Source organism: Massilia sp. 9I, assembly GCF_902506415.1.
In the GTDB taxonomy this organism is placed as follows: domain Bacteria; phylum Pseudomonadota; class Gammaproteobacteria; order Burkholderiales; family Burkholderiaceae_D; genus Telluria.
In genome coordinates, this window is sequence record NZ_LR733275.1 from 5,425,107 (window position 1) to 5,447,537 (window position 22,431).

The 22,431-nt window shown below is 65.4% G+C and carries 16 protein-coding genes and 3 tRNA genes; 13 read left to right on the forward strand and 6 right to left on the reverse strand.

Annotation, left to right across the window (positions count from 1 at the left end):
* Positions 1 to 29 precede the first annotated feature (29 nt).
* Genes GV068_RS24385 through GV068_RS24395 form a run of 3 tightly spaced genes read left to right on the forward strand, consistent with a single transcriptional unit; the run spans position 30 to position 2,332 of the window.
* On the forward strand, positions 30 to 995 hold the full coding sequence (locus tag GV068_RS24385; RefSeq protein WP_159704152.1) for an SDR family oxidoreductase: 966 nt from the start codon (positions 30 to 32) through the stop codon (positions 993 to 995).
* 32 nt (positions 996 to 1,027) lie between these two features.
* Positions 1,028 to 2,092: a Ku protein gene (locus GV068_RS24390; RefSeq protein ID WP_159704155.1), complete on the forward strand. Its 1,065-nt coding sequence runs from the start codon at positions 1,028 to 1,030 to the stop codon at positions 2,090 to 2,092.
* Between the two features lie 3 nt (positions 2,093 to 2,095).
* Positions 2,096 to 2,332 carry a hypothetical protein gene (locus GV068_RS24395; RefSeq protein WP_159704158.1) on the forward strand — a complete coding sequence of 79 codons (237 nt, stop codon included), beginning with the start codon at positions 2,096 to 2,098 and terminating at the stop codon, positions 2,330 to 2,332.
* A 28-nt stretch (positions 2,333 to 2,360) separates the two neighbouring features.
* Here GV068_RS24395 and GV068_RS24400 read toward each other — a convergent pair whose 3' ends face one another.
* A complete protein-coding gene (locus tag GV068_RS24400; RefSeq protein ID WP_159704161.1) occupies positions 2,361 to 2,999 on the reverse strand; it encodes an NAD(P)-dependent oxidoreductase in 639 nt (212 codons plus the stop codon).
* Positions 3,000 to 3,159: 160 nt separating this feature from the next.
* Here GV068_RS24400 and GV068_RS24405 point away from each other — a divergent pair, with 160 nt between their 5' ends.
* Positions 3,160 to 4,062 (forward strand): LysR family transcriptional regulator, encoded by a 903-nt coding sequence (locus GV068_RS24405; protein WP_201303346.1) that lies wholly within the window; start codon positions 3,160 to 3,162, stop codon positions 4,060 to 4,062.
* Positions 4,063 to 4,099: 37 nt separating this feature from the next.
* Here the strand turns inward: GV068_RS24405 and GV068_RS24410 are convergent, their stop codons facing one another.
* Complete coding sequence (locus tag GV068_RS24410) at positions 4,100 to 4,672, reverse strand: hypothetical protein (RefSeq protein ID WP_159704168.1); 573 nt, start codon at positions 4,670 to 4,672, stop codon at positions 4,100 to 4,102.
* Positions 4,673 to 4,858: 186 nt separating this feature from the next.
* Between GV068_RS24410 and GV068_RS24415 the strand changes: the two genes are divergently transcribed.
* The 3 genes from GV068_RS24415 to GV068_RS24425 all read left to right on the forward strand — a co-directional run bounded on the left by GV068_RS24415 (position 4,859) and on the right by GV068_RS24425 (position 9,358).
* On the forward strand, positions 4,859 to 6,292 hold the full coding sequence (locus GV068_RS24415) for an App1 family protein (protein WP_159704171.1): 1,434 nt from the start codon (positions 4,859 to 4,861) through the stop codon (positions 6,290 to 6,292).
* Between the two features lie 90 nt (positions 6,293 to 6,382).
* On the forward strand, positions 6,383 to 7,846 hold the full coding sequence (locus GV068_RS24420) for a catalase (RefSeq protein ID WP_159704174.1): 1,464 nt from the start codon (positions 6,383 to 6,385) through the stop codon (positions 7,844 to 7,846).
* 390 nt (positions 7,847 to 8,236) lie between these two features.
* A complete protein-coding gene (locus GV068_RS24425; protein WP_159704177.1) occupies positions 8,237 to 9,358 on the forward strand; it encodes a right-handed parallel beta-helix repeat-containing protein in 1,122 nt (373 codons plus the stop codon).
* Between the two features lie 6 nt (positions 9,359 to 9,364).
* On the opposite strand, the gene ligD is transcribed toward GV068_RS24425, so the two are convergent.
* The gene (gene ligD / locus GV068_RS24430; protein WP_159704180.1) at positions 9,365 to 12,001 is read right to left on the reverse strand and encodes a DNA ligase D; all 2,637 of its coding nucleotides are present in this window, start codon (positions 11,999 to 12,001) and stop codon (positions 9,365 to 9,367) included.
* A 199-nt stretch (positions 12,002 to 12,200) separates the two neighbouring features.
* Here ligD and GV068_RS24435 point away from each other — a divergent pair, with 199 nt between their 5' ends.
* The gene (locus tag GV068_RS24435; RefSeq protein ID WP_159704183.1) at positions 12,201 to 12,563 is read left to right on the forward strand and encodes a hypothetical protein; all 363 of its coding nucleotides are present in this window, start codon (positions 12,201 to 12,203) and stop codon (positions 12,561 to 12,563) included.
* A gap of 96 nt (positions 12,564 to 12,659) precedes the next feature.
* A complete protein-coding gene (locus GV068_RS24440; RefSeq protein ID WP_159704186.1) occupies positions 12,660 to 13,604 on the forward strand; it encodes a D-2-hydroxyacid dehydrogenase in 945 nt (314 codons plus the stop codon).
* 3 nt (positions 13,605 to 13,607) lie between these two features.
* Here the strand turns inward: GV068_RS24440 and GV068_RS24445 are convergent, their stop codons facing one another.
* Positions 13,608 to 17,585: a two-component regulator propeller domain-containing protein gene (locus GV068_RS24445; RefSeq protein ID WP_159704189.1), complete on the reverse strand. Its 3,978-nt coding sequence runs from the start codon at positions 17,583 to 17,585 to the stop codon at positions 13,608 to 13,610.
* A gap of 108 nt (positions 17,586 to 17,693) precedes the next feature.
* Here GV068_RS24445 and GV068_RS24450 point away from each other — a divergent pair.
* From GV068_RS24450 to GV068_RS24465, 4 genes are all read left to right on the forward strand, one after another.
* Positions 17,694 to 17,770, forward strand: a tRNA-Arg gene (locus GV068_RS24450).
* 575 nt (positions 17,771 to 18,345) lie between these two features.
* Positions 18,346 to 18,422, forward strand: a tRNA-Arg gene (locus tag GV068_RS24455).
* A 287-nt stretch (positions 18,423 to 18,709) separates the two neighbouring features.
* Positions 18,710 to 18,786 (forward strand) — tRNA-Arg (locus tag GV068_RS24460).
* A 500-nt stretch (positions 18,787 to 19,286) separates the two neighbouring features.
* The gene (locus GV068_RS24465; protein WP_201303347.1) at positions 19,287 to 19,832 is read left to right on the forward strand and encodes an FxDxF family PEP-CTERM protein; all 546 of its coding nucleotides are present in this window, start codon (positions 19,287 to 19,289) and stop codon (positions 19,830 to 19,832) included.
* Between the two features lie 109 nt (positions 19,833 to 19,941).
* Here GV068_RS24465 and GV068_RS24470 read toward each other — a convergent pair whose 3' ends face one another.
* Together GV068_RS24470 and GV068_RS24475 are read right to left on the reverse strand one after the other, a co-directional pair.
* Positions 19,942 to 21,834, reverse strand: coding sequence for an ATP-binding protein (locus GV068_RS24470; RefSeq protein ID WP_159704195.1), 1,893 nt, complete (start codon positions 21,832 to 21,834; stop codon positions 19,942 to 19,944).
* Positions 21,834 to 22,421, reverse strand: a complete 588-nt coding sequence (locus GV068_RS24475) for a YfiR family protein (protein ID WP_159704198.1) — start codon at positions 22,419 to 22,421, stop codon at positions 21,834 to 21,836. Before GV068_RS24475 ends, GV068_RS24470 begins: the two co-directional genes overlap by 1 nt.
* Positions 22,422 to 22,431 lie beyond the last annotated feature (10 nt).

The following is a 22,431-nucleotide window of genomic DNA, read 5'->3' on the forward strand; positions in this document are numbered from 1 at the left end:
CGAACGCGAACGTAAATGGGAGGAATGCAATGGCAAACCAGGATGATGTGGCAAACAAGCAGAAGGCGATCCAGAGCCGCCAGGACCAGCGCGACGGCAGCATGCAAAAAGGCGAGAGCGAGGAGCCGGTGCAGACCGGCATCCAGCAGCCGGCCCCGCCGATGCCCGAGCAGCACCTCGCCAAGCCGGGCATCGAAGCCCAGATGGAAGAGAAGCCGAAGTTCATGGCCGAACACTACAAGGGCAGCGGCAAGCTGGAAGGCATGACTGCCATCGTGACCGGCGCCGACTCCGGCATCGGCCGCGCCGTCGCGGTGCTGTTCGCGCGCGAAGGCGCCGACGTGGCCGTGATGTACCTGAACGAACACGAGGACGCCGCCGAAACCAAGCGCTGCATCGAGGCCGAAGGCCGGCGCTGCGTGACCATCCCCGGCGACGTCAAGGACGCCGACTTCTGCAACGAGGCCGTGGAAAAGGTCGTGGCCGAATTCGGCCGCCTCGACATCCTGGTCAACAACGCAGCCTTCCAGGAGCATGCCAGCTCGCTGCTGGACATCACCGAGGACCGCCTGGACGAAACCTTCCGCACCAACATCTACGGCTACTTCCACATGGCGCGCGCCGCCCTGCCGCACCTGAAGCAGGGTTCCTCGATCATCAACACCGGCTCGGTGACCGGCCTGAAAGGCTCGGCCAAGCTGCTCGACTACTCGGCCACCAAGGGCGCCATCCACGCCTTCACGATGTCGCTGGCCGCCAGCGTGATCGACCAGGGCATCCGCGTGAACTGCGTGGCCCCGGGACCGGTCTGGACGCCGCTCAATCCGGCCGACCAGTCGCCCGACAAGATCAAGGAGTTCGGCGCCAGCACCACCTACAAGCGCCCGGCCCAGCCGGAAGAACTGTCGCCGGCCTACGTGTTCCTGGCGTCGCCGGTGTGCTCGGGCTACATCACCGGCGTGATCCTGCCGATCACCGGCACCGTGGGCGAGTAAGTTCAAGGACACTGACAACAAGGAGAACCGTTATGCCGCGCAGCATGTGGAAGGGTGCGATCAGCTTCGGGCTGGTGCACATCCCCGTCGATATGTATCCGGCGGTCGACAACAAGGGGCTCGACCTGACCATGCTCGACCGGCGCGACTTCTCGCCGGTCGGCTTCAAACGCTACAACAAGGGTAACGGCAAGGAAGTCTCCTGGGACGACATCGTCAAGGGCTACGAGTACACCAGCGGCGAATACGTCGTACTGTCCGACGAAGACCTGCGGCGCGCCAACCCGGAAGCGACCCAGACCATCGACATCCTCGCCTTCGTCGATGCCGAAGACGTCTCGCTGCTCTACTTCGAGCAGCCCTACTACCTCGCGCCCGGCAAGGGCGGCGACAAGGTCTACGCCCTGCTGCGCGAAACCCTGCGCAAGGCCGGCAAGATCGGCATCGCGCGCGTCGTCATCCGCGTCAAGCAGCACCTGGCGGCGCTGGTGTGCGTGGGCGACACCATCGTCATGAACACCCTGCGCTACGCCGACGAGATCCGCGACGCGGGCGACCTCAAGATCCCGACCAAGAGCGACCGCAAGGCCGAGATCACCGACAAGGAACTCAAGATGGCGATGGCCCTGGTCCAGGGCATGGCCGAGGACTGGGACCCGGAGCAGTACCACGACACCTACCGCGAGGACGTGCTGGCGCTGATCGAGAAGAAGGTCAAGGCGCACCAGACCAAGACCATCACCATGCCGGAACCGGGTGAAACCAAGCGCGAGACCGGCAAGGTGATCGACCTGGTCTCGCTGCTGCAGGCCAGCCTGGGCAAGAAACCCTCGAAAGCGGCGGCCGACGAGGACGATGACGACGACGAACCGCCGCCGTCGAAGAAGCGCCGTCCGGCCGTGGAGGACGACGACGAGGAAGAGGCCCCGCCGCGTACACGCAAGACAGCCTCGCACAGTAGCGATCGCGTCGCGGCCAGCGGAGCGGCCCCGAAGCGCAAGACCGCGGCCAAGGCTGTGGCGAAACCGGCGGCAAAGAAAACCACGGCGAAGTCCACCGCATCGACGGCCCCCGCGCACCGCAAGAAGGCGGCGTGAAGGATGGATGAATTCATCGACTTCCTCCAGTGGCCGGCGATGCTGGTCACCCTCACCGCCGCCTACCTGATCGGCTCGAAGCGCGCCGAACGCCGCGTGTTCGGCTTCTGCACCTTCATCCTCAGTAACGTGCTGTGGATCGTGTGGGGCATCCACGACGAGGCCTGGGCCCTGATCGCGCTGCAGACGGCGCTGATGGTCACCAACATCCGCGGGATCTTCAAGAACGAATCCACCTAGCCTGCCTGCGATCACGCGCGAGCACTGCCTAGTATCCCACGGTGAAACGGGTACGCGAGTGCGCCGGCTGCTCGAGTTCGTCGATCATGGCAGCCGCATAGTCGGCCAGCGAGATGTGGCTGCGGCCTTCCGTATCGACCAGCAGCGCGTCGGTCCCGAGGCGGAACCTGCCGGTACGCTCTCCTGGTTCGAGATGGGCGGAGGGCGCCAGGACGGTCCAGTCCAGGTCGCGCTCCTGGCGCAGCACATCCAGGGCCTGGCGGGCGCCTTCCGCCGTGCCTTTCCACTCGGCGGGGAATTGCGGCGTATCGATGAGCTGGACACCGGGGGCCACTTCCAGGGCGCCGGCGCCGCCCACCAGCAGCAGACGGGGAACACCGGCTTGCTTGACTGCCGAGACGATTGAGCGGATCCCCTTGAGGTAATAGCCAAGCACGTCGGTTTGCGCATGCCCGCTGAAGGCGCTCAGGACGGCTTCATGTCCCTTCAGCTTGGCGGCGAGATCGTCCTGCGCAAGCACGTCGCCCTGGACGGCGTGGACACCGTTCGCGACGGGTAGCTTGCGCGGGTCCGAGACCAGGGCAGTGACTTCATGTCCCCGTGCGACGGCCTCTTTCAACAAGGCCGAACCGACGAAACCGGTGGCGCCGATGATGGCAACTTTCATGAGCTTCTCCATGGTGTGATCAAGATTGGCGGCGGGTCAGTCCGCCGATAAAGCGCATGATCACACGGGGTATTGAACAGAAAAACACATCAATTCATAATTCACTTTTACGTATTTCTTAAAGATAAGGTGTCGTATGGCGCTCCCCGGAAGGATTGATTTGAATGACTTGCTCGTATTCGAGGCGGTTGCCGAAAGCGGAGGTTTCACTGCCGCGGCGGAGCGGCTCGGCGTGGCGACCGCCAAGATCAGCGTCGAAGTCGGCCGACTGGAATCCAAGCTCGGGATGGCACTGTTTCATCGCACCACGCGCAGAGTCGCCTTGAGCGATGCGGGGCAGACGCTCTACGAGGAATGCAGGCCCCTGCTGCATGGTTTGACGGAGGCGCTCGAACGCGCCGCGTCGGGCCGGGAGCAGCTCGGGGGGACGCTTCGCATCAGCACCACGGTCGACCATGCCGCCTTGTCCCTCGCACCTGCACTTGCCGAATTCGCGGGCCGGCATCCCCATCTCGCAATCGACCTGCGCACGAACGACCGCGTCGTCGATCTGATCGATGCGGGCATCGATGTCGGCATCCGCCTGGGGTGGCTGCGGGACTCATCCAACCGGGCGGTCAAACTTGCGGACTTCGAACAATACGTGGTCGCAGCGCCAGGCTACTTCGAACGCAGGGCATGTCCAGCAAATCCCGAAGACCTGGCGTCGCTCGACTGGATTTCCCTGACCCTGCTGCCGACGCCACTCACCTGGAAGTTCGCCTCCCAGCTTGGGGAAACCAGGACGGTCCATGTCACATCGCGCATCCGGGTCGATTCGCCCAGCGCCCTGCGCGCCTTGCTTCAGGAAGCGATGGGCGTCTCCGTGATGGACCAGTTCAATGCCCAGGAGGGCATCGCCACACAGCGCTTGATGCGCGTCTTGCCGGAATGGTCCCTGCCCACCGCGGGGATTTATGCCGTGTATCCGCCCGGGCGCCAGGTGCCGGCGAAAGTCAGGAGTTTTATCGATTTCTACCGGAGATACCTGACCGAGCAACACCAGAAAGACACCGGTGCCTGAACCGGTTTGGCTGCTGCGCCTTCGGCACAAGTGATATCTATCGCATTCGCGTCACCGACGCGTCGCGCTGCGCGTACCAGCCCAGCCGCGCCGCGATGATGCGGCGGTAGCGGGTATCGATATGCGCCGGGGTGGAGCGCACGTAGCGCTCGGCCTCGGCGCGTTCTTCCTGCGGCAGGCCATCCAGGGTACGCACCACCTCCTCCGCCGTCGGCACCCGCCCCGACTCGCCGCCGAACTTGGCCGGAAGCGCGGTCCACACCGCGGCATCGAAGCGCATGCGCCGCAGCCAGGCCGCGATGCGCGCGTCTTCTTGCGCACCGTCGCGCGACGGAATGCTGCCGATCCAGTCCGGCCGCGCCGGCGTGATCTTCTCGCGCTCGCCCAGCATCGCGCGCGCCGCATCCAGGTCCTGCGTGTCGAGCCAGGCCCAGTAGGTCGGCATCTCGCGCGCACCTTCGCACAGCACCAGCGCCACTTCCGCACTGTCGTCGCTCTTGCGCACGAATTCCAGCGGCAGGCGCGGGCCGCCGGGGTGCCAGCCGGAGGCCAGCTTCAAGGGTGCGGGCTTCCACAGCAGGGAACCCCAGGCGATGCAGACGATGTTCATGGTAGGCGATGTGAGGGAAGCGGGACGATCAGTCTAGTGTGCCAAACAAAGTCGGCGAGCACGGCAGGATGCCCCGCCATTGTCCTGCCGCTTGCGCCCGCACCCGAAGCGTGCGAACGGGATTTGCCTGGCGGGCGATACTTCAGGCATCGGAACTAGCGAGACACCAAGATGCCACAGAGCGCCATGCTCTTCCTCGTGCTGACCCGGGCGGGTTTCGACGATATCGCCCGGCGGGTCGACCTCGGCAGGGCCAGTCTCTACCTCAATCCTGGCCTGCTGTCGGAACAGGACATCGCGCGCCTGCGCGAGAGCGGCGCCGCGGTGCATGTGATGGCGACGCCGGTCAACCCGGCCAAGCCGCAGGAAGTGCAACAGGCGCTGCTCCTGACTCGCAATGAACTGGGCAGCGTCTGGGTCGAGCATGGCGCGCCGGTGTCCAGCACCGCGCTCGATAAGGTCCAGCGTGCCGAAGCCCCGCTCGTTTCCACCACGCCGCTGCGCCAGCGCCTGGCGCGCACCGCGGGCGTGCTCGCCACCGGTGTGCTGCGGCGCCTGCGCGCGCCGGAAAGTGGACGGGCGCTGATGGCCGTGCCTTATCTCGGCTTCGGTAACGCGCACCGCATCTGGCTCAAGGGGCGCCTGCTCGACGACGTCGCCTTCCGCGAACAGAACGTCGCGGACAGCGGCTGGGCCAACCTGGTGGCGCTCTACCAGCGCCTCGAATCCGACGAAGTGGCCGACGCCCGCGTGCTGGCGCACTTTGGCGGCCGCACGCACGAGGCGCGGACCGACGACGGCGGCTATTTTTCCTTCGACATCGCGCTCGACACGCCCCTGGCAGGCGGCCGCCATCGCGTGGAGCTGGAATTCCCGGATAACCGGCCCGGCGGCGACGCGCTGCGGACCGTGGCCGAGGTGGTCGTCCCGGCGCCGACGGCGCGCTTCGGCATCATCAGCGACATCGACGACACCGTCCTGTGGACCAACGTCACCAACAAGCTGAACATGGCCTTGATGCTGGCCCGCACCAACCACCACACGCGCAAGCCCTTCAAGGGCGTGGCCGGCTTCTACCGCGCGCTGCGCGACGGCGCCAGCGGGACCGAAGACAATCCGCTGTTCTACGTTTCGAGCAGCCCCTGGCACCTGTACGGGCCGCTGGTGGACTTCCTGAAGCTGCAGGGCATCCCGCTCGGCCCCCTGCTGCTGCGCGAACTGAGCGTGCGCCAGATGCTCAAGATTACCGAGCACGGCAGCCACAAGCTCGCGCAGATCGAACGCATCCTCGACTTCTACCCGGACATGCAGTTCGTGCTGATCGGCGACAGCGGAGAGCAAGACCCGGAGATCTATACCGAGGTGGTGCGCCGGCACCCGGGCGCGGTCAAGATGATCTACATCCGTAACGTCAACCCCGATCCCTCGCGCATTGACGCCCTCGACCGCCTGATCGAAGAGGTAAGCGCCACCGGCACCCAGCTGGTCCTGTCGCCGGACAGCGTGTTCGCCGCCTCCCATGCGGCGGCCGAGGGTTTGATTGCAGTGGACCGGCTATCTTCCGTGCGCAGCGACAAGCGCGATGACGAACATGCGGCGCCGCCGAAGACAGGATTATAAAAACCTATCGAAGCGATCGTATTAATCAAATTTATTAATTTTCCGCTGAGCCATAGAATCTCTCTATCAACACCAACGAGGAGATTCCTGATGAGCCAAGCCCGCCTGACCACCGCTTCCGGCATTCCTGTCGCCGACAACCAGAACTCGCTGAGCGCCGGCCCGCGCGGCCCGCTGCTGCTGCAAGACTTCCACCTGATCGAGAAGCTGCAGCACTTCAATCGCGAGCGCATCCCGGAACGCGTGGTGCACGCCAAGGGCTCCGGCGCCTACGGCACCTTCACCGTGACCCACGACCTGCGCCCGTTCACCAAGGCAAAGCTGTTCTCGGAGATCGGCAAGCAGACCCCGGTGTTCCTGCGCTTTTCCACCGTCGGCGGCGAAAAGGGCAGCGCCGACACCGAGCGCGATCCGCGCGGCTTCGCCCTGCGCTTCTATACGGAAGAAGGCAACTGGGACCTGGTCGGGAACAACACACCGGTGTTCTTCATCAAGGACCCGATCAATTTCCCGGATTTCATCCACACCCAGAAGCGCGACCCGCAGACCAACCTGAAGTCGGCCAACATGATGTTCGACTTCTGGAGCAAGGCGCCGGAAAGCCTGCACCAGGTGACGATCCTGTTCTCGGATCGCGGCACCCCGGACGGCTACCGCCACATGGACGGTTTCGGCAGCCACACCTATAGCCTGATCAACGAGCTTGGTGAGCGCGTCTACGTGAAGTGGCACTTCAAGACGCGCCAGGGCATCAAGAACCTCAGCGCCGCAGAGGCGACCCGCATCGCCGGAACCGACCCGGACCACGCCCAGCGCGACCTGTTCGAGGCGATCGCGCGCCAGGATTTCCCGCAGTGGGACGTCAAAGTCCAGGTGGCGACCGAGCAGCAGCTGGCCGACTGGGAGCAGCGCACCGGCTGGAACCCGTTCGACCTGACCAAGGTCTGGCCGCACGGCGACTTCCCGATGCTCCAGGTAGGCGTGCTGGAACTCAACCGCAACCCCGACAACTACCACGCCGAAGTCGAGCAGGCCGCTTTCTCGCCCGCCAACGTGGTGCCGGGCCTGGGCTACTCGCCGGACAAGATGCTGCAGGGACGCCTGTTCGCCTACCACGACGCCCAGTTGTACCGGGTCGGCACCAACCATCAGCACCTGCCGGTGAACGCCCCGCGCTGCCCCTTCCACAACCAGCAGCGTGACGGCGCGATGGCGGTCGCCAACGGCGGGGCGGCGCGCAACTACGCGACCATCGATTCGGTGGGAGGTGGCGCCCTGGGCATGGGCCACGGCGAACGGGAGCTGCCGATCAGGGGCGACGCCGGCCGCTACGACTTCCGCGGCCAGGAAGACGATACCACCCAGGCGGGCAACCTGTTCCGCCTGATGACCGAACAGGAGCGCCGGAATCTGTGCGACAACCTGGCGGGTCCGCTGAGCCAGGTCGATGCCGACATTCTGGAGCGCCAGCTGCGCCAGTTCGACAAGGCGGATCCGGCGTATGGCCGTGGTGTGCGCGCTTCCTTGAAGGCGCTGGGCCGTAACGTGGATTGAAGCGCGGCTTGCGAAACGGTGCCTGTTGCACCGTTTCGACCCGGCCTCAACACGATTGCTTGACCGCGGCGAACAAGCATGTTCGCCTCCGCTTCCGGCAAGGGCGCCCTGCCCTTGTCCGACATTTCCTTCTCAGGCCGCACGTGCCATCCCATCCAGCACTGCAGCGAATTGTCTAGCGCAAACTTCAAGCAAGCGTCAGGCTGATCTGTTCCAGAACAAAGGGCGGGCGTCCCAATGCGTCTACGATTGCCGGGCACGTCATCTTAAGTTTTCACATTAACATTGCTAAGCAACTCTCTGATTTGGCAGTGCTTTAATTTCGAAAAACACTATCCAGAGGAATTTTTCCCTTGAAGCCTAAGCATTTTCCAATGAAGGATTTTTCATATGAAAACACTCACCTCCCCCGCACCGATTCTTGTCGGCCTTGTCACCCTGGCCTGTAGCGCCACTGCCTGTGCATCAGCAAGCTCCACCGTTTACCATGTCGCGCCGAACGGTGCCGACAGCGCCGACGGCAGCGAAGCCGCGCCGTTCCTGACCCTTGCGCGTGCCGCTCGCGCCGTCACCCACCCGGGCACCACCGTCTACGTTGCCCCTGGCACCTATGAAGGCGGAATCAAGACGACTGCCCACGGCAGCCCGCAGGCACGCATTTCCTGGATGTCGAACGGGGCGAGAATCGTGCCGCCCGCCAGGTCGAAAAGCAAAACGGCATGGGATAACCGTGGCGACTACGTCAGCATCATCGGCTTCGAGGTCGACGGTTCCAATAGCGGTGAAGGAAAGTTGTGGACCCGAGGTATCTACAGCGGCGGCTCCTACAGCCTCATCGAAGGGAACCACGTGCACCACATCGCCCAGGGAATCCCCTGCAACGGCGCCGGCGGGTCCGGCATCGGCGTGGATAGCTACTTCAGGGGCGTCAAGGGCGACGTCGTCGGCAATACCGTGCACGACATCGGCCCGGCCGGCTGCAGCTACGTGCAGGGCATTTATCATAGCACTTCCGGCACCATCAAGAACAACGTCGTCTACCGTGTCGGCTCGGCGGCGATCCACCTGTGGCACGACGCCAAGGACCTGAAAATCATCAACAACACCCTGAGCGCGTCGGCGTTCGGGATCATTGTCGGCGGCGGCAACTACTACTTCAGTTCTACCGGTGCAAACAACGTCCACGTCCATAACAATATCGTGTACGACAACCAGTACGGCATCTCGGAACAGGGCCGTACCGGCGACGGCAATACCTACAAGAACAACCTGGTCTACAAGAACAGGACTTATGACTGGCGGCTGCGCAATCGCCTGCTTCACACCGGCACCATCAGCTCGGAGCCCTTGCTGGTCGACTATTCGCGTAGCGCCGCGAAACCGAACTTCAGGCCGAGCGCCGGTTCGCCGGCGATCGGCCGCGGCAACGCCACCTACGCCCCTCCCGTCGACATCGAAGGCCGTCCGCGCGATCCCGCCAAGGGCATTGACGTGGGCGCGTATCGGCACTGAGGCCGCCTACTCGTCGAAGCCCAGGATCTTCATCGCGCGGGTCAGACCCTTGGCCGCCTTGGTGTACCCGGACCAGGGCTCGTTCCCCTTGTCCAGCCGCGTGTGGACGTTGGCCACCGTCCACTGCGTGCTCGACTTGAGCTTCATGAGTTCATCCCACTCGAGCGGCACCGAAATCCCCATCCCCGGTCTTGCCCGCGCCGCCCAGGCGCTGATGGTGGTGGCGCCGCGGCCGTTGCGCAGGTAGTCGATGAAGATCTTCCCGATCCGGTTCTTCGGGCCGCTCTTGAAGGCGAAACGGTCCGGGAAGGTCGCCGCCAGGTGGCGCACGATGGCCTGCGAGAAGGACTTCACGGTGTCCCAGCCATATTCCGGCTTGACCGGCACCACCACGTGCAAGCCCTTGCCGCCGCTGGTCTTGAGAAAACTCGGCAGCCCGAGTTCATCCAGGAAGGCGTGCATGATCTGCGCCGCTTCCTGCATCTGCTGCCACTCGACGCCTTCGCCCGGGTCGAGGTCGAACACCATCCGGTCCGGCGTCTCGTAGCTCTTGGCCACCGCGTTCTGGGTATGCAGCTCGATCGCATTCCACTGCGCCACCGACAGGATGCCCTCGACGCCGACGATCTCCAGCATCGGCGGATTGTCCGGGTCCAGCGCGGCGTCCATCTGCTTCACCCCCGGCAGTTTCTTGACGTCGGCGTGCTTCTGGAACACCAGTTCGGCGCCGATCCCGCTGGGCGCCCGCACCAGGGTCAGCGGACGGCGCTTGAGATGCTCCATCATCAGCTCGCCCACCAGGGCGTAGTAGCGGATCACGTCCAGCTTGGTGATGCCGGTCGACGGGTCGACCACGCGCTCCGGGTTGGTCACCCGCAGGGTCTCCGGCAGCTTGCGGTGCAGGCCGGCGGGCGGCGGCGTCACCGGTTCGTCCGCCAGCGCCGGCTTTTCCACGTCCTCGATGTGGCGCGGTTCCTCGCGCGTGATGCCCTTGGCCGGCTTGTCCTGGCGCAGGCCCTGGAACACCGGGTGGCGCACCGAGCCGGTCGCCGTCCACTCCGAGAAGCTGACCTCGGCCACCAGCACCGGCTTGACCCAGTGGTGCTGGCGTCCCGGCACCGCGCGCGGCGGGAACGGGCTTTCGTCGGTGCGCAGCGCTTCCAGGCGTTCGCTGATGTCCATCAGCGAGGCGTGGTTGAAGCCGGAACCGACGTTGCCGGCGTAGCGCAGCACGCCCTCGCGGTCGTAGGTGCCGAGCAGCAGCGAGCCGACGCCTTTGCGCGAGCCCTTCGGGTCGGTGAAGCCGCCGATCACGAATTCCTGGCGCAGGCCGCACTTGAGCTTGATCCATTCCGGCGAGCGCCGCTCCACGTAGCGCGAATCGCGGCGCTTGCCGATCACCCCTTCGAGGCCGATCTTGCAGGCGGCCACCACCAGCTCCTCGGGGTTGGTCCCGAATTCGGCCGAGAAACGCACCTTGTCCGATTTCGACTTCTTGAGGATCTGTTCCAGCGCCGCGCGGCGCTCGCTCAGGGGCACGTCGCGCAGGTCGTAGCCGTTGCAGTAGGGGGCGTCGAACAGGAAGTAGACGATGTCGGCCGTGCGCACGCCGTCGAAGGCCAGCTGCAGCAGGCCGAAGTTGGGCTTGCCGTTCTCGTCGTGCACCACGATCTCGCCGTCGTACCAGCCGTCCGGCAGCTTCATGCGCTCGAGTTCCTTCTGCAGGGGCTGCAGCTTCTCGGTCCAGTCGTTGGCATTGCGCGTGATCAGCCGCACTTGCCCGTCCTCGACCCGCGCCAGCATGCGGTAGCCGTCGAACTTGACTTCGAAGATCCAGTTTTCCGGATCTGGCGGCGGCGCGTCCACCAGCGTGGCCAGCTCGGGATTGAATTTCTCGGGGAGGACGGCCTTCTTGACACCGTCCGGCAATCCCGGCGCCGCGGCCTTGGCGCTGCGCGTGGATTTGGCCGACGGTTTGGCGGCAGGCTTCGCGGCCGATTTTTTGGCGGCCGGCTTGCGTGCCGGCTTGCGCGCATCGTCCGATTCGGCTTCGGCTTTCAGTGCCGCCACCTTGCGGCGCGCTGGCTTGGGCATGGGCAGCTCCTTGACGCTGTCGGGCATTTCGTCGACCACCGAGAACTCCTCGGCGGGTCGAGCATGTTCATCGTTCTCCTTGATCAGGAGCCAGGGTTCCTGCTTGTCGTCGCCGCGCCCTTTCATGCGGATCAGCACCCAGCGCCCGTGCATCTTGTGGCCGTGGATCTCGAACTTCAGGTTGCCCTTGCGGTAGCCCTCGTGCGGGTCGCCGATCGGTTCCCAGGTGCCCTTGTCCCAAATGATGACCTTGCCCGCGCCATATTGCTTGGGCGGGATGGTGCCTTCGAAATCGGAATAGGAAATCGGGTGGTCCTCGACGTGCACGGCCATGCGCTTGTCGTGGGTATCGTAGCTGGGCCCCTTGGGCACGGCCCAGCTCTTCATGGTTCCGTCGAGTTCGAGACGGAAATCGTAATGCAGGCGGGTCGCCCAGTGCTTCTGGATCACGAAGGTCAAGGCCTCCGTGCTGGCATCGCCGCCCTCGGCAGGCTCGGACGTGATGTTGAAATTGCGCTTGGCCTTATAGAGTTTGAGCGCGTCTGGCATGTGGCACCTCCCGGCTATCGGCTAGTGGCCAGTCTAGTCCCGCCCGCCTCGGCCCGACTGTACGCCAGCGAACCCTGGACAGGCCCCGCGCCACTTGTAAGCGAATGTAAATACCGTCAACGCGGCTATTCGGGCTCGCGTTGATTCCTCAGTGACACGGGATGGTCCCTGGTCACCAACCTGAATGAGGAAAGCCATTATGCGCAAGATCGTTGCCACCCTGATTGCCGGCCTGTTCGCTACGTCCGTGTTCGCCCAGACCACGCCGGCGACCGAGACGAAGGCCGATGCAAAGGCAGCCAAGGAAGTCGCCCAGGCAGATGCCAAGCACGAGAAGCAGGTTGCCAAGGCCGATGCCAAGGTAGCGAAGGCCAATGCGGAAGCGAAGAAGGACGTCGCCGAAGCGAAGGCGGATGCCGCCAAGACCAAGGCGAAGGCAGACAAGAAGCACGCCGAGAAGAAAGCCGATGCCAAGGCCGACAAGGCGGAAGCCAAGGCAGAACAGGCCGCCGACCACGCCGATGCCAAGGCGGACAAGATGACTGCCACCGCCACCAAATAACACGCCGCCCAGGCCCCCATATTCCAAAGGACAGGCTCGCCCTGTCCTTTGTCGCACCAAACGCTACAATGCGGTTTTCCCCGCTGCGAGCGCACCATGCATCGAATCGTCTTCCTCGACCGCGACAGCCTGCAGGCCCGGGTCCGCTCCCCTGCGTTTGCCCATGACTGGCAGGACTACCCCGGCACGCAAGAAGACGAGGTCGTTGCGCGCCTCGCGGGCGCCACGGTTGCGATCACCAACAAGGTGCCGCTGCGCGCCGCCGCCATCGAGCGCCTGCCCGATTTGAAGATGGTGGCGATCGCCGCCACCGGCACCGACAATGTCGACCTCGCCGCCTGCCGGGCGCGCAGGATCGCGGTCGCGAACATCCGCAACTATTCCCTGGTCTCGGTGCCGGAGCACTGCTTCGCGCTGCTGCTGGCGCTGCGCCGCAACCTGGCCGCCTACATGGACGACGTTGCGGCCGGCCGCTGGGAACGGTCGACCCGCTTCTGCCTGCTGGACCACCCGATCGGCGACCTGGCCGGCAGCCGCCTCGGCATCGTCGGCTACGGCGCGCTGGGGCGCAAGGTGGCGCAGCTGGGGCGCGCCTTCGGCATGGAAATCGCGGCCACCGCGCGCGCGCCGCTGAACGAGGCGGACGTGCTGCAGCTGCCGCTGGACGAATTGCTCGCCAGCTCCGATGTGGTCAGCCTGCACCTGCCGCTGAACGAACAGACGCGCCACCTGATCGGCGCGCGCGAGCTCGGCCTCATGAAGAGGCACGCCCTCCTGATCAATACCGCGCGCGGCGGGCTGGTGGACGAGGCCGCGCTGGCCGAGGTCCTGCTCGGCGGGACCATCGGCGGCGCCGGTTTCGACGTCCTGAGCAAGGAGCCGCCCGATCCGGGCAACCCACTGCTGCGCCTGCGGCTGCCGAACTTCATCCTGACGCCGCACGTGGCCTGGGCCAGCGGCGGGGCCATGCAGACCCTGGCCGACATGCTGGTCGATAACATCGAGGCCTGGGCCGCCGGGCAGCCGAAGAACCTCGTCTAGACCTTACTTGCCCATTTCGGCCGCCGCCGGCGTTTCGCCCTGCCCGGCCTGCGGGTCCGGCGCGTGCAGCGGCAGCTCCAGGATGAAGGCCGCGCCCTGCCCTGGACTGCTTTCGACCCGCACCGATCCGCCCAGCAGGGTGGTGACGATGTTCCAGCTGATGTTCAGTCCCAGGCCGGTGCCGCCCTGCCCCATGCGCGTGGTGAAGAAGGGGTCGAAAATGCGCGTCTGGTGTTCCAGCGGGATGCCGCGGCCGTCGTCGCGGAATTCGATGCGCACGCTGGCGCCGTCCAGCAACGTGGCGGCCAGCACCATGCTGCCGCCCGGCTTGTCGAAGGCGTGCAGCAGCGCGTTGTTGACGAAGTTGATCACGACCTGGCCCAACGGACCGGGGAAACTGTCCAATACGATCCCGGGTGGCACGTCGAGCTCGAGCCGGTGCCCGGCCAGGCGCACCTTGTTCATCAGGGTGGCCGCGATCTCCTGGCAGGCCTGGGCCAGCTCGAAGCGGCGGCGCTGGGCGCTGGCCTGGTCGACCGAGACCTGGCGGAAGCTGTTCACCAGCTCCGCCGCATTGTGCAGGCTGCGCATGATCAGGCCGGCCGCCTCGCGCGACGAGGAGACGTAGTCGGCCAGGTCGGAGCGGCGCAGGGTCGCGCTGTCGAAACGGGCGGCGATGTCGCTGGTCTGTTCCTGCAGGGTGCTGGCCATCAGCAGGCTGTTGCCGATCGGGGTGTTCAGTTCGTGGGCGACGCCCGCTACCAGCGAACCGAGCGAGGCGAGTTTTTCCTGGGCCGCGAGCTGGGCCTGGGTTTCCTTCAGCTGGTGGTAGGCGCTGGCGTTGTCGATCGCGACGCCGACATAGGCCGCCAGGGTCTCCAGCATGTCAAGGTGGACCTGGCCATAGGCGCGCGCGGCCGGGCTCTGCACCGTCAGTGCGCCCAGCACCCGCTCGCCGACCATCACCGGCACCAGCAGCAGCGAGCGCGGGCTCAGTCCGGCGCGCCAGGCGCAGGGCAGCGCCAGCTCAAGCGCCCCTTCAGGCGGCAGCGCCGGCAGGTACTCGGGCAGTTCGTGCGGCAGGTCGCCCGCCAGTACCTCGCGTCCGCGCACCATGGCCCAGGCGGCCAGTTCGCGGTCGGCGTCTTCCGGCAGCTCGAAGGCCTCGCGCCGCTCGCCGTCGACCACCGCATAGGCATATTCCAGCGTGCCGCGCTCGGGGTGGCGCAGCACCACCGCGAACAGGGTCGCGTCCATCAGCGCATGCACGTTTTCGTAGAGCGCGCGCATGATCGCTTCCAGCTCCAGGTTGGCGGTCAGGGCGCGCCCGATGTCCGACAGCAGCGCGATGTTGCGGTGCGCCTGCTCCACCACCTCTTTCTGTTCCTCGACCTCCTGCTTGCGGCGCTCGGCCGAATCCTTCTGGCGCCGCAGCTCGGTGGTGCGGACTCCGACCTCGTGCTCCAGCATCACCTTCTGCGCCACCAGCGCGCGGATGCGCAGCCGGTAGCCGACGGTGAACAGGGTCAGGGTGGCCAGCACCGCGAGCGTGCGGAACCACCAGGTCTTCCAGAACGGCGGCGTGATGGTGATCGTGAGCGTGGCGGGCCTGGTACTCCAGACGCCATCCTTGTTACTGGCGCGCACCCGGAACACATAGGTGCCGGGATCGAGGTTGGTGTAGCTGGCGTAGCGGCGCCGTGCGTCGGTGTCGACCCAGCCCTGGTCGAAGCCTTCCAGCTGGTAGGCGTAGCGGTTGCCGTCCGGGTCGGCGTAGTGCAGCGCGGCGAATTCCAGTGCGAACACGGAGTCGCGGTAGGACAGGCTCAAGGCAGACTGCTCGTGGAAATTGGGCGCCGCGCGCGAGCGGTTCAGCACCAGGAAGTCGGTGATCACGACTTCCGGCGCATACGGATTGTCGCGCACTGCATCCGGCATGAACGAGGTCAGGCCGTTCACGCCGCCGAAGTAGAACTGGCCGTCGCTGCCGCGCATGGCCGCGCCCACGAAGTAGGAGCCGTCCACCAGGCCGTCCTTCGCGGTATAGCTCTTGGTCGCGCCGCTTCCCGGCTCGACGCGGGTGATGCCGGTGGTGGTACTGGCCCACACGTAGCCGTGCGCGTCCTCGATGGTGGCGCCAATCGGCAGGGCTTCCGGGCCGCCACTGAAGGGATAGAAGCGGAAGCGCACGCCGTCCTTCCCCTGCTGCATGCGGTGCAGGCCGCCGGCCGTGCCGACCCACAGGTCGCCGCGCGTCGATTCCATCAGGTGGTAGATGCGACTGTGGCGCAGTCCGTTGGGGTTGGCCGGGTCGTGGCGGTAATGGGTGAAGCGGCCGGTCGCCGGGTCGTAGCGTTCGAGGCCGGTCTCGGTGCCGATCCAGACGATGCCCTGGCGGTCTTCGAGCGCGGTGAAGCCGTAGTTCTCGCCCAGGCTGGCGGGATCGGAGGCGTCGTGGCGCCAGGTGCGCACGGTATCCTGCCCCGGCGCGAGCGCGGCCAGGCCGCCGCGGGTGACGATCCAGAGGGTACCGGAACGCCCCGCATGCAGCGCCTGGACATAGCTGGCGCCCGGACTGCCGCCCAGCGCGGTATGGCCGAAGCGACCGCTGGCGTCGCGCCAGGCCAGGCCGGTCGGGGTGCCGATCCAGACCCGCTCACGCGCATAGGCCAGCGCGGTGATCACCTCGCCCGGCTCGCCGCCCTGGCCAGCGCGCTCGATCGGACCGCCCGGACGGTCCATGCGCATCAGGCCGTCGCCGGTGGTGCCGATCCACACCCGTCCGGCCCCATCCTCGGCCACGGCGCGCACCTTGGCGCGCCCCAAACCCTCGTTGCCGCCATAGCGCGCAAAGCCGCCGCTGGCCAGGTCGGTGCGGCTGACGCCGCCGAACTGGGTGCCGGCCCACAGGGTGCCGGTGCGGTCGACCAGCATCGAGCTGACCTGGTTGTCCGACAGCGTGTGCGGGTCGGTCGGATCGTTACGGTAGCTGATGAAACGGCCGGTGCTTGGATCGAGCCACTTCAGGCCGCCCAGTTCGGTGCCGACCCACAGGGTGCCGCCGCCATCGTGGTACAGGGCGTTGATACGCAGCTCGCCCAGGCCCTCCTCGCCGCCCAGGCGGCGCCGCTGGGGCTGGGCGTAGGAGGCGCCGTCGCCCAGGCGCCAGGCTTCCAGGCCCGACGCGGTGCCGACCCACAGGGTATCGCGCGGCCCCATCGACAAGGCCAGCACGGTATTGCGCTGCAGGTCCTCGGTATCGACGTCGTAGTGCTCGAAGCGGTCGGCGCCGGGCGCCAGCCGGTCGATGCCGGCCGCGGTGCCGATCCACAGGGCGCCGCGCGCGTCCAGCGCCAGCGCGTTCACGCGGTTGTCGCGCAGCGTCGCCGGGTCGTTGGGGTCGTGGCGGTAGCTGCGCATGGCGCCGCTCGCGGTATCGAGGAACTGCAGGCCGTCGCCGGTGGCCAGCCACAGGCCGCCCTGTGCCGGCTGGATCGCCAGCACGGCCCGGTTACCCGAGAACGCACCGCCCGCGTTGGAGGCGCCGCCGCGCTGCTTGCCTGGCGGTGGGTTCATGGCGACCGCGCCCTTGTCGTCGGACGCGAGATAGCGCACGAACTTGCCGGTGGCCTGGTCGAAGCGCGCCAGCCCGCCCTTGGTGCCGAACCACAGGCGGCCCTGGCCGTCCTCGTACGAGGCCAGTACATAATTGTCGGGAAGGCTCTCTGGCTGGTCCGGGTTGTTGCGGTAGACCGTGACGCGGTAGCCGTCGAAGCGATTGAGGCCGGCCTGGGTGCCGAACCACATGAAGCCGCGCCGGTCCTGTAGGATGGTCAACACCGATTGCTGCGACAGGCCGTGCTCGATGGACAGGCGCTCGAAGCGCAGGCTGCGCGGCGCAGCCAGGGCGCAGCCGCCCCAGATCCACATCAGTAACAGGGCGACCAGGGCAAGGCGCGGTCCCCGCATCAAGGCAAACATAAGTGTCCCAAATCGATCCAACCCGGCTAATCTACCAGAGCTTGTTTGCCTACGGAAAAAAATGACACTTCCGGAAAGATCAAGGCGCTGCTATAATGCGTGCATCGGGCGGCTGTAGCTCAGCTGGATAGAGTACTTGGCTACGAACCAAGGGGTCGTGGGTTCGATTCCTGCCAGCCGCACCAGAATACGAGGGACCAGAATGAAAATTCTGGTCCCTTTTTTCGTTGGCGCTGTCACTACTACGTGTAGAAATTGAACTGTTGAGCTGCACGGATGTCCAACCTGGGTTAAATGACCAGGAGGGACGATGAAGTCTGACGGCTTTCGCCGCCTACTACGCCAAGGACGCGCCACGCCGCCGCGCTTGCGCGCCGGCCGCTCCAGCTGGCGCGATCCCTTTTGAGATTCGAGCAGGTACATCTCATCCGCCTCGGCGATGCCAGCGAGGCGCTCGGGCTGGTCTTGGCGCACACCGTCGAGGAAGCGATGGCGCCAGCGAAAGCTGGTGTTGCGATGCACGCCGATCAGTTTCGCCGCCGCCCGTACGCTGCGCGAGTCGAGCATTTCCCTACCGTAGTCCAGCCACTAGAGGGCAATCGGCCTTTTCCACACCTGGTGATGACAGCGCCTTTTCGTTTCCGGCAGCGCGCCCACCTGCTGTCATTGGTTCGCGACAGAGATGCCAACACCTCAGGTTTTGCAAGATGCTAATGAGCCTTTGCCAAGTCGCGATCCCCTGCTATAATGCGTGCATCGGGCGGCTGTAGCTCAGCTGGATAGAGTACTTGGCTACGAACCAAGGGGTCGTGGGTTCGATTCCTGCCAGCCGCACCAGAATACGAGGGACCAGAATGAAAATTCTGGTCCCTTTTTTCGTTGTATCTGCGTTCTTTTGCGTCCACTTGCGGGCAATGAAGCGCGCTGGAACTGTGTGCGCTGTCGCCTGGCATCTTGCGAGGCGCTTTCATCCCGGTCCGGCGCCAGCCCTGCTTCATGCCTCCGGTGTTTCGCGAACGGCGGGGTCTTGGACGGTTCCACTGGATCTGCTTTCGGCGCCTCCCTGAGCTTGCGCCATAGGGGGTTTGCGAAATCCGGCGGTGCTGCTATAATGCGTGCCTCGGGCGGCTGTAGCTCAGCTGGATAGAGTACTTGGCTACGAACCAAGGGGTCGTGGGTTCGATTCCTGCCAGCCGCACCAACTTTTTTTAAATGGCCCAGAAGCGATTCTGGGCCATTTTTCTTTTCCGCTCCCCTCTCCTCGCATTTTCCTGCATCGGTAGGCGCATTCGCCGCCGGAGCATCCTCACACGCCAGCCTCGGGCCCGATCCACGCTTGGGCTAACTCAGCAAAAAGACCTAAATCGCATCAACTTCTACGCTTCATTCATTAAACCGGGCTGAAATCGCAGGGGCTCTGCGCCGGAAACACCCTCCTCTTTTCGTAGGACTGGGCTGACACATTTTCAGCAACCCAATCATAATTTTCTACTCATTAACGTCTCTTGGACGAGTTCTCCTATGGCGTAAAGCGCTCTAGCATAGCCTATTGGCAATTTGTTGATTCTTGGAATGCAAGGTGCAAGTTGACCGTTCAATCACGCTTCCGCGTGCTTTTTTTTATCGTTTTGATAGCATGAAGTTCCCCGATACTTGAAACCCAGGCTGCAGGACGCGGCTGATTCTAATGCGAGGAAAGAAATGAAAAAATCTCTGATTGCTGCAATTGTGTTGGCTTCCGCTTCGTTTGGTTCGTCGGCTGTAATGGCCCAAACCGTCGTCGGCAACTCCCCTCAGGAGCTCAACCTGATCGACAACAGCGCCTTCTTTGGCGACACCTTCGAAGCCGACAACGAAGGTAACACCTTCGCTGACCGTTTCACCTTCACCATTGATGGTGACATGGGCATGAACCTCGATGCGATCATCTCGTCGATCAGCCGTACCGCCGACGTGGGCCTGGACATCACCGGTCTGGCTCTGTATGGCGAAGACGACACCCTGATCACCAACGGCACCTCGCTGCAGAGCGGTGCGATCGATGTCTGGAGCATCACCGCCAATAACCTGGCAGCGGGTGACTACTACCTGCGCGTCAGCGGCAACCTGGTGTCGGACGCCGGCGCCTCGTTCGGCGGCGCCGTGATGCTGGCTCCGGTTCCGGAACCGGAAACCTACGGCATGATGCTGGGCGGTCTGGGTGTCCTGGGCTTCCTGGCACGCCGCCGCAAGGCAAAGCAGGCCTGATAATCAGCCTGGCATAGCGATGGACGGAAGCGCGCAAGCGCTTCCGTCCTTTTTTTCGTCCGTCGCCGCTGTGCGCGGCGGCGTGATCAAGGGGCAGCCGCCCCTTCTCTCAGGTGCGCAGCTTCTTGATGATGCTGCGGTTGCCCAGGATCTCCTCGATCTGCTCGAAGCGCACCGGCTTGACCATGTGATGGTCGAAACCTGCCTCGAAGGCGAGCTGGCGGTCCTTCTCCTGGCCCCAGCCGGTCACGGCGATCAGCACCGTCATCGGGCCGCAGGCCAGCTTGCGGATCCCGCGCGCCAGGTCGTAGCCCGACATGTGGGGCAGCCCGATGTCCAGGAAGGCATAGTCCGGGCAGAAGCGCGCCGCCGCGGCCAGCGCGTCCGGACCGTTATGGGTGATCACCACGCTGTGGCCCATGGCCGTGAGCAGCGCACCGATGCTGTTGACGAAGTCGACGTTATCGTCCGCCAGAAGGATGCGGTAGGTCTCGGTACTGATGAAGGCGGCCGGGGTCGGCTTGGCGATCGGCTCCGGATCGACCACGATCGGCAGGCGCACCACGAAAGTGCTGCCGTGGCCCAGGCCTTCGGACTTGGCCTCGATGGTGCCGCCATGCAGTTCGACCAGCTTGCGCGCCAGCGACAGGCCGACACCCAGGCCGGCGTTGCTGCGTTCCAGCGTGGAATCGACCTGAACGAACATCTCGAATACGGAATCGAGCATATCCGGCGCCAGGCCGATGCCGGTATCGGCCACTTCCAGCACCAGGGTGCGGTCCTCGACGCCGGCCCGCAGGGTCACGCTGCCGCCGCGGTTGGTGTACTTGGCGGCGTTGTTCAGGAGGTTGGACAGCACCTGCGCCAGGCGGGTGGCGTCGCCGTGCAGGAACACCGGGCGGTCCGGCAGGTCGATTTCCAGTTCGTGGCCGTGCAGTTCTATATAGGAGCGCACCACTTCCAGGGCGTCGTTCACCACGGCTTTCAGCTCCACCCGGCCCATCTTGATGGTGAACTTGCCGGTGTTGATGCGCGAGACGTCCAGCAGGTCGTCCACCAGGCGCACCATCTGGCGCAGCTGGCGTTCCATGATGTCGGTGGCGCGCTGGGTCGCCTGGGCGTCGCCGCTGCGGATGCGCAGGATGTCGAGACCCGTGCGGATCGGCGCCAGCGGATTGCGCAGTTCGTGCGCCAGGGTCGCCAGGAATTCGTCTTTCCTGCGGTCGGCCACGATCAGGGCCTGCTCGGCACGCTCGCGCACCGTCATCTCGTGTTCGAGCGTGCGGTTGGCCGCCTGCAGCGCATCGGAACGGCGCCCGATCTCGGCCAGCATGTCGTTGAAGGCTTCGACCAGCACCCCGATCTCGCCCTTTTCCTTGCCCGGCACGCGCAGGGTGAAGTCGCGCCGCAGCATCACCTGGCGCGCGACGTTGGTCACCGCCTCCAGCGGCCGGGTGATCGAGGCCTGCAGGCGCGAGGCCACCAGGGCCGCGATCACGAGCGCGCCCAGCATCACGCCGCCGAGGATGGCGCCGTAACTGAGGACGCGGTCGAGCAGGCCGTAGCGCGAGCGCAGATAGACCGTGCCGAGCGGCTCGCCGTTCTCGACGATCGGGCGGAACACCACCAGTTCGCCCTGCTCGAAGCGGTGGCCGGCGGCCTCCGGACGCGCCGGCAAGGATGTCTCGGAACCGGCCTTGGCATAGGTGGCGAAGCGCTGTCCGCTGTTGGTGAAGATGGCGCCGGCCACGATCTGCGGGCGCACCCGCAGCACCGACAGGCTGCGCGTGGCGGCGGCGGTATCGTTGAAGGAGACCGCCGGGGCGGCCACTTCGGCCACGAAATCGGCCTGGGTGGTGAGGTCGTCGACCCAGACACGCTGGGCGGTGCGCACGTCCACCACCAGCATGGCGACGGCGGCGGACAACAGGGCGACGATGGTGGTCGCCACCGCCATCAGGATCAGTTTGCTGCGGACGGAGCCGGTATCGTGCATGGCCATCACGCACCTCCCTTCTGGACCCGGTTCGCGACCGTCAGCAGGCGCGAACTGAGTTTCACGTTCTTCTTTTCGGCGGCATCCAGCGAGACGTCGAAGCGCACGCGCTCGTCGACGATGCGGAAGTTGATGACGCTGCCATAGCGCAGGCCGCCGTCGCATTCGGTCACGGTGAGGTAGGCGGCGGGCGCGCCGCGCAGCACGCGCGCGGCCCGTTCGCCGTCGCTGCCGGCCACGAACAGCAGGTGCACCGCCGGCACCGGTTCGTGCTCGCGCAGCGGCCGCACGGAAATCGGACGCCCCGCAATCGCGCGGCCGGCGGCGATGCGCGCCAGTTCGGCCGCCATGTCGTCCGAGCCGATCACCGCGATCGTCAAGGGACCGGCCGGGTCGGCGAAGGCCTGCGGCGGGAATTCCGCATAGCCGAGGAACTTGTACAGGAACGCCGCCTTGACGCGGCGCTCGAGCGCCTGGGCGCCGCCGGCGTCGGCGGCGGCAGGTGGCGCGGATCCCGCCGCCGCCAGCAGCAGCGGCAATGCGAGCGCCCTGCAGGCCAGGCGTCGCGATTGGTCGGGAGGGTGTGTCTTCATTCTTGTCATG

Bases quoted from the DNA above. Each gene is read 5' to 3' on its own strand.
- GV068_RS24385 (WP_159704152.1), top strand. From the start codon at position 30: ATGGCAAACCAGGATGATGTGGCAAACAAGCAGAAGGCGATCCAGAGC.
- GV068_RS24390 (WP_159704155.1), top strand. From the start codon at position 1,028: ATGCCGCGCAGCATGTGGAAGGGTGCGATCAGCTTCGGGCTGGTGCAC.
- GV068_RS24395 (WP_159704158.1), top strand. From the start codon at position 2,096: ATGGATGAATTCATCGACTTCCTCCAGTGGCCGGCGATGCTGGTCACC.
- GV068_RS24400 (WP_159704161.1), bottom strand. From the start codon at position 2,999: ATGAAAGTTGCCATCATCGGCGCCACCGGTTTCGTCGGTTCGGCCTTG.
- GV068_RS24410 (WP_159704168.1), bottom strand. From the start codon at position 4,672: ATGAACATCGTCTGCATCGCCTGGGGTTCCCTGCTGTGGAAGCCCGCA.
- GV068_RS24415 (WP_159704171.1), top strand. From the start codon at position 4,859: ATGCTCTTCCTCGTGCTGACCCGGGCGGGTTTCGACGATATCGCCCGG.
- GV068_RS24420 (WP_159704174.1), top strand. From the start codon at position 6,383: ATGAGCCAAGCCCGCCTGACCACCGCTTCCGGCATTCCTGTCGCCGAC.
- GV068_RS24425 (WP_159704177.1), top strand. From the start codon at position 8,237: ATGAAAACACTCACCTCCCCCGCACCGATTCTTGTCGGCCTTGTCACC.
- ligD (WP_159704180.1), bottom strand. From the start codon at position 12,001: ATGCCAGACGCGCTCAAACTCTATAAGGCCAAGCGCAATTTCAACATC.
- GV068_RS24435 (WP_159704183.1), top strand. From the start codon at position 12,201: ATGCGCAAGATCGTTGCCACCCTGATTGCCGGCCTGTTCGCTACGTCC.
- GV068_RS24440 (WP_159704186.1), top strand. From the start codon at position 12,660: ATGCATCGAATCGTCTTCCTCGACCGCGACAGCCTGCAGGCCCGGGTC.
- GV068_RS24445 (WP_159704189.1), bottom strand. From the start codon at position 17,585: ATGTTTGCCTTGATGCGGGGACCGCGCCTTGCCCTGGTCGCCCTGTTA.
- GV068_RS24465 (WP_201303347.1), top strand. From the start codon at position 19,287: ATGAAAAAATCTCTGATTGCTGCAATTGTGTTGGCTTCCGCTTCGTTT.
- GV068_RS24470 (WP_159704195.1), bottom strand. From the start codon at position 21,834: ATGGCCATGCACGATACCGGCTCCGTCCGCAGCAAACTGATCCTGATG.
- GV068_RS24475 (WP_159704198.1), bottom strand. From the start codon at position 22,421: ATGAAGACACACCCTCCCGACCAATCGCGACGCCTGGCCTGCAGGGCG.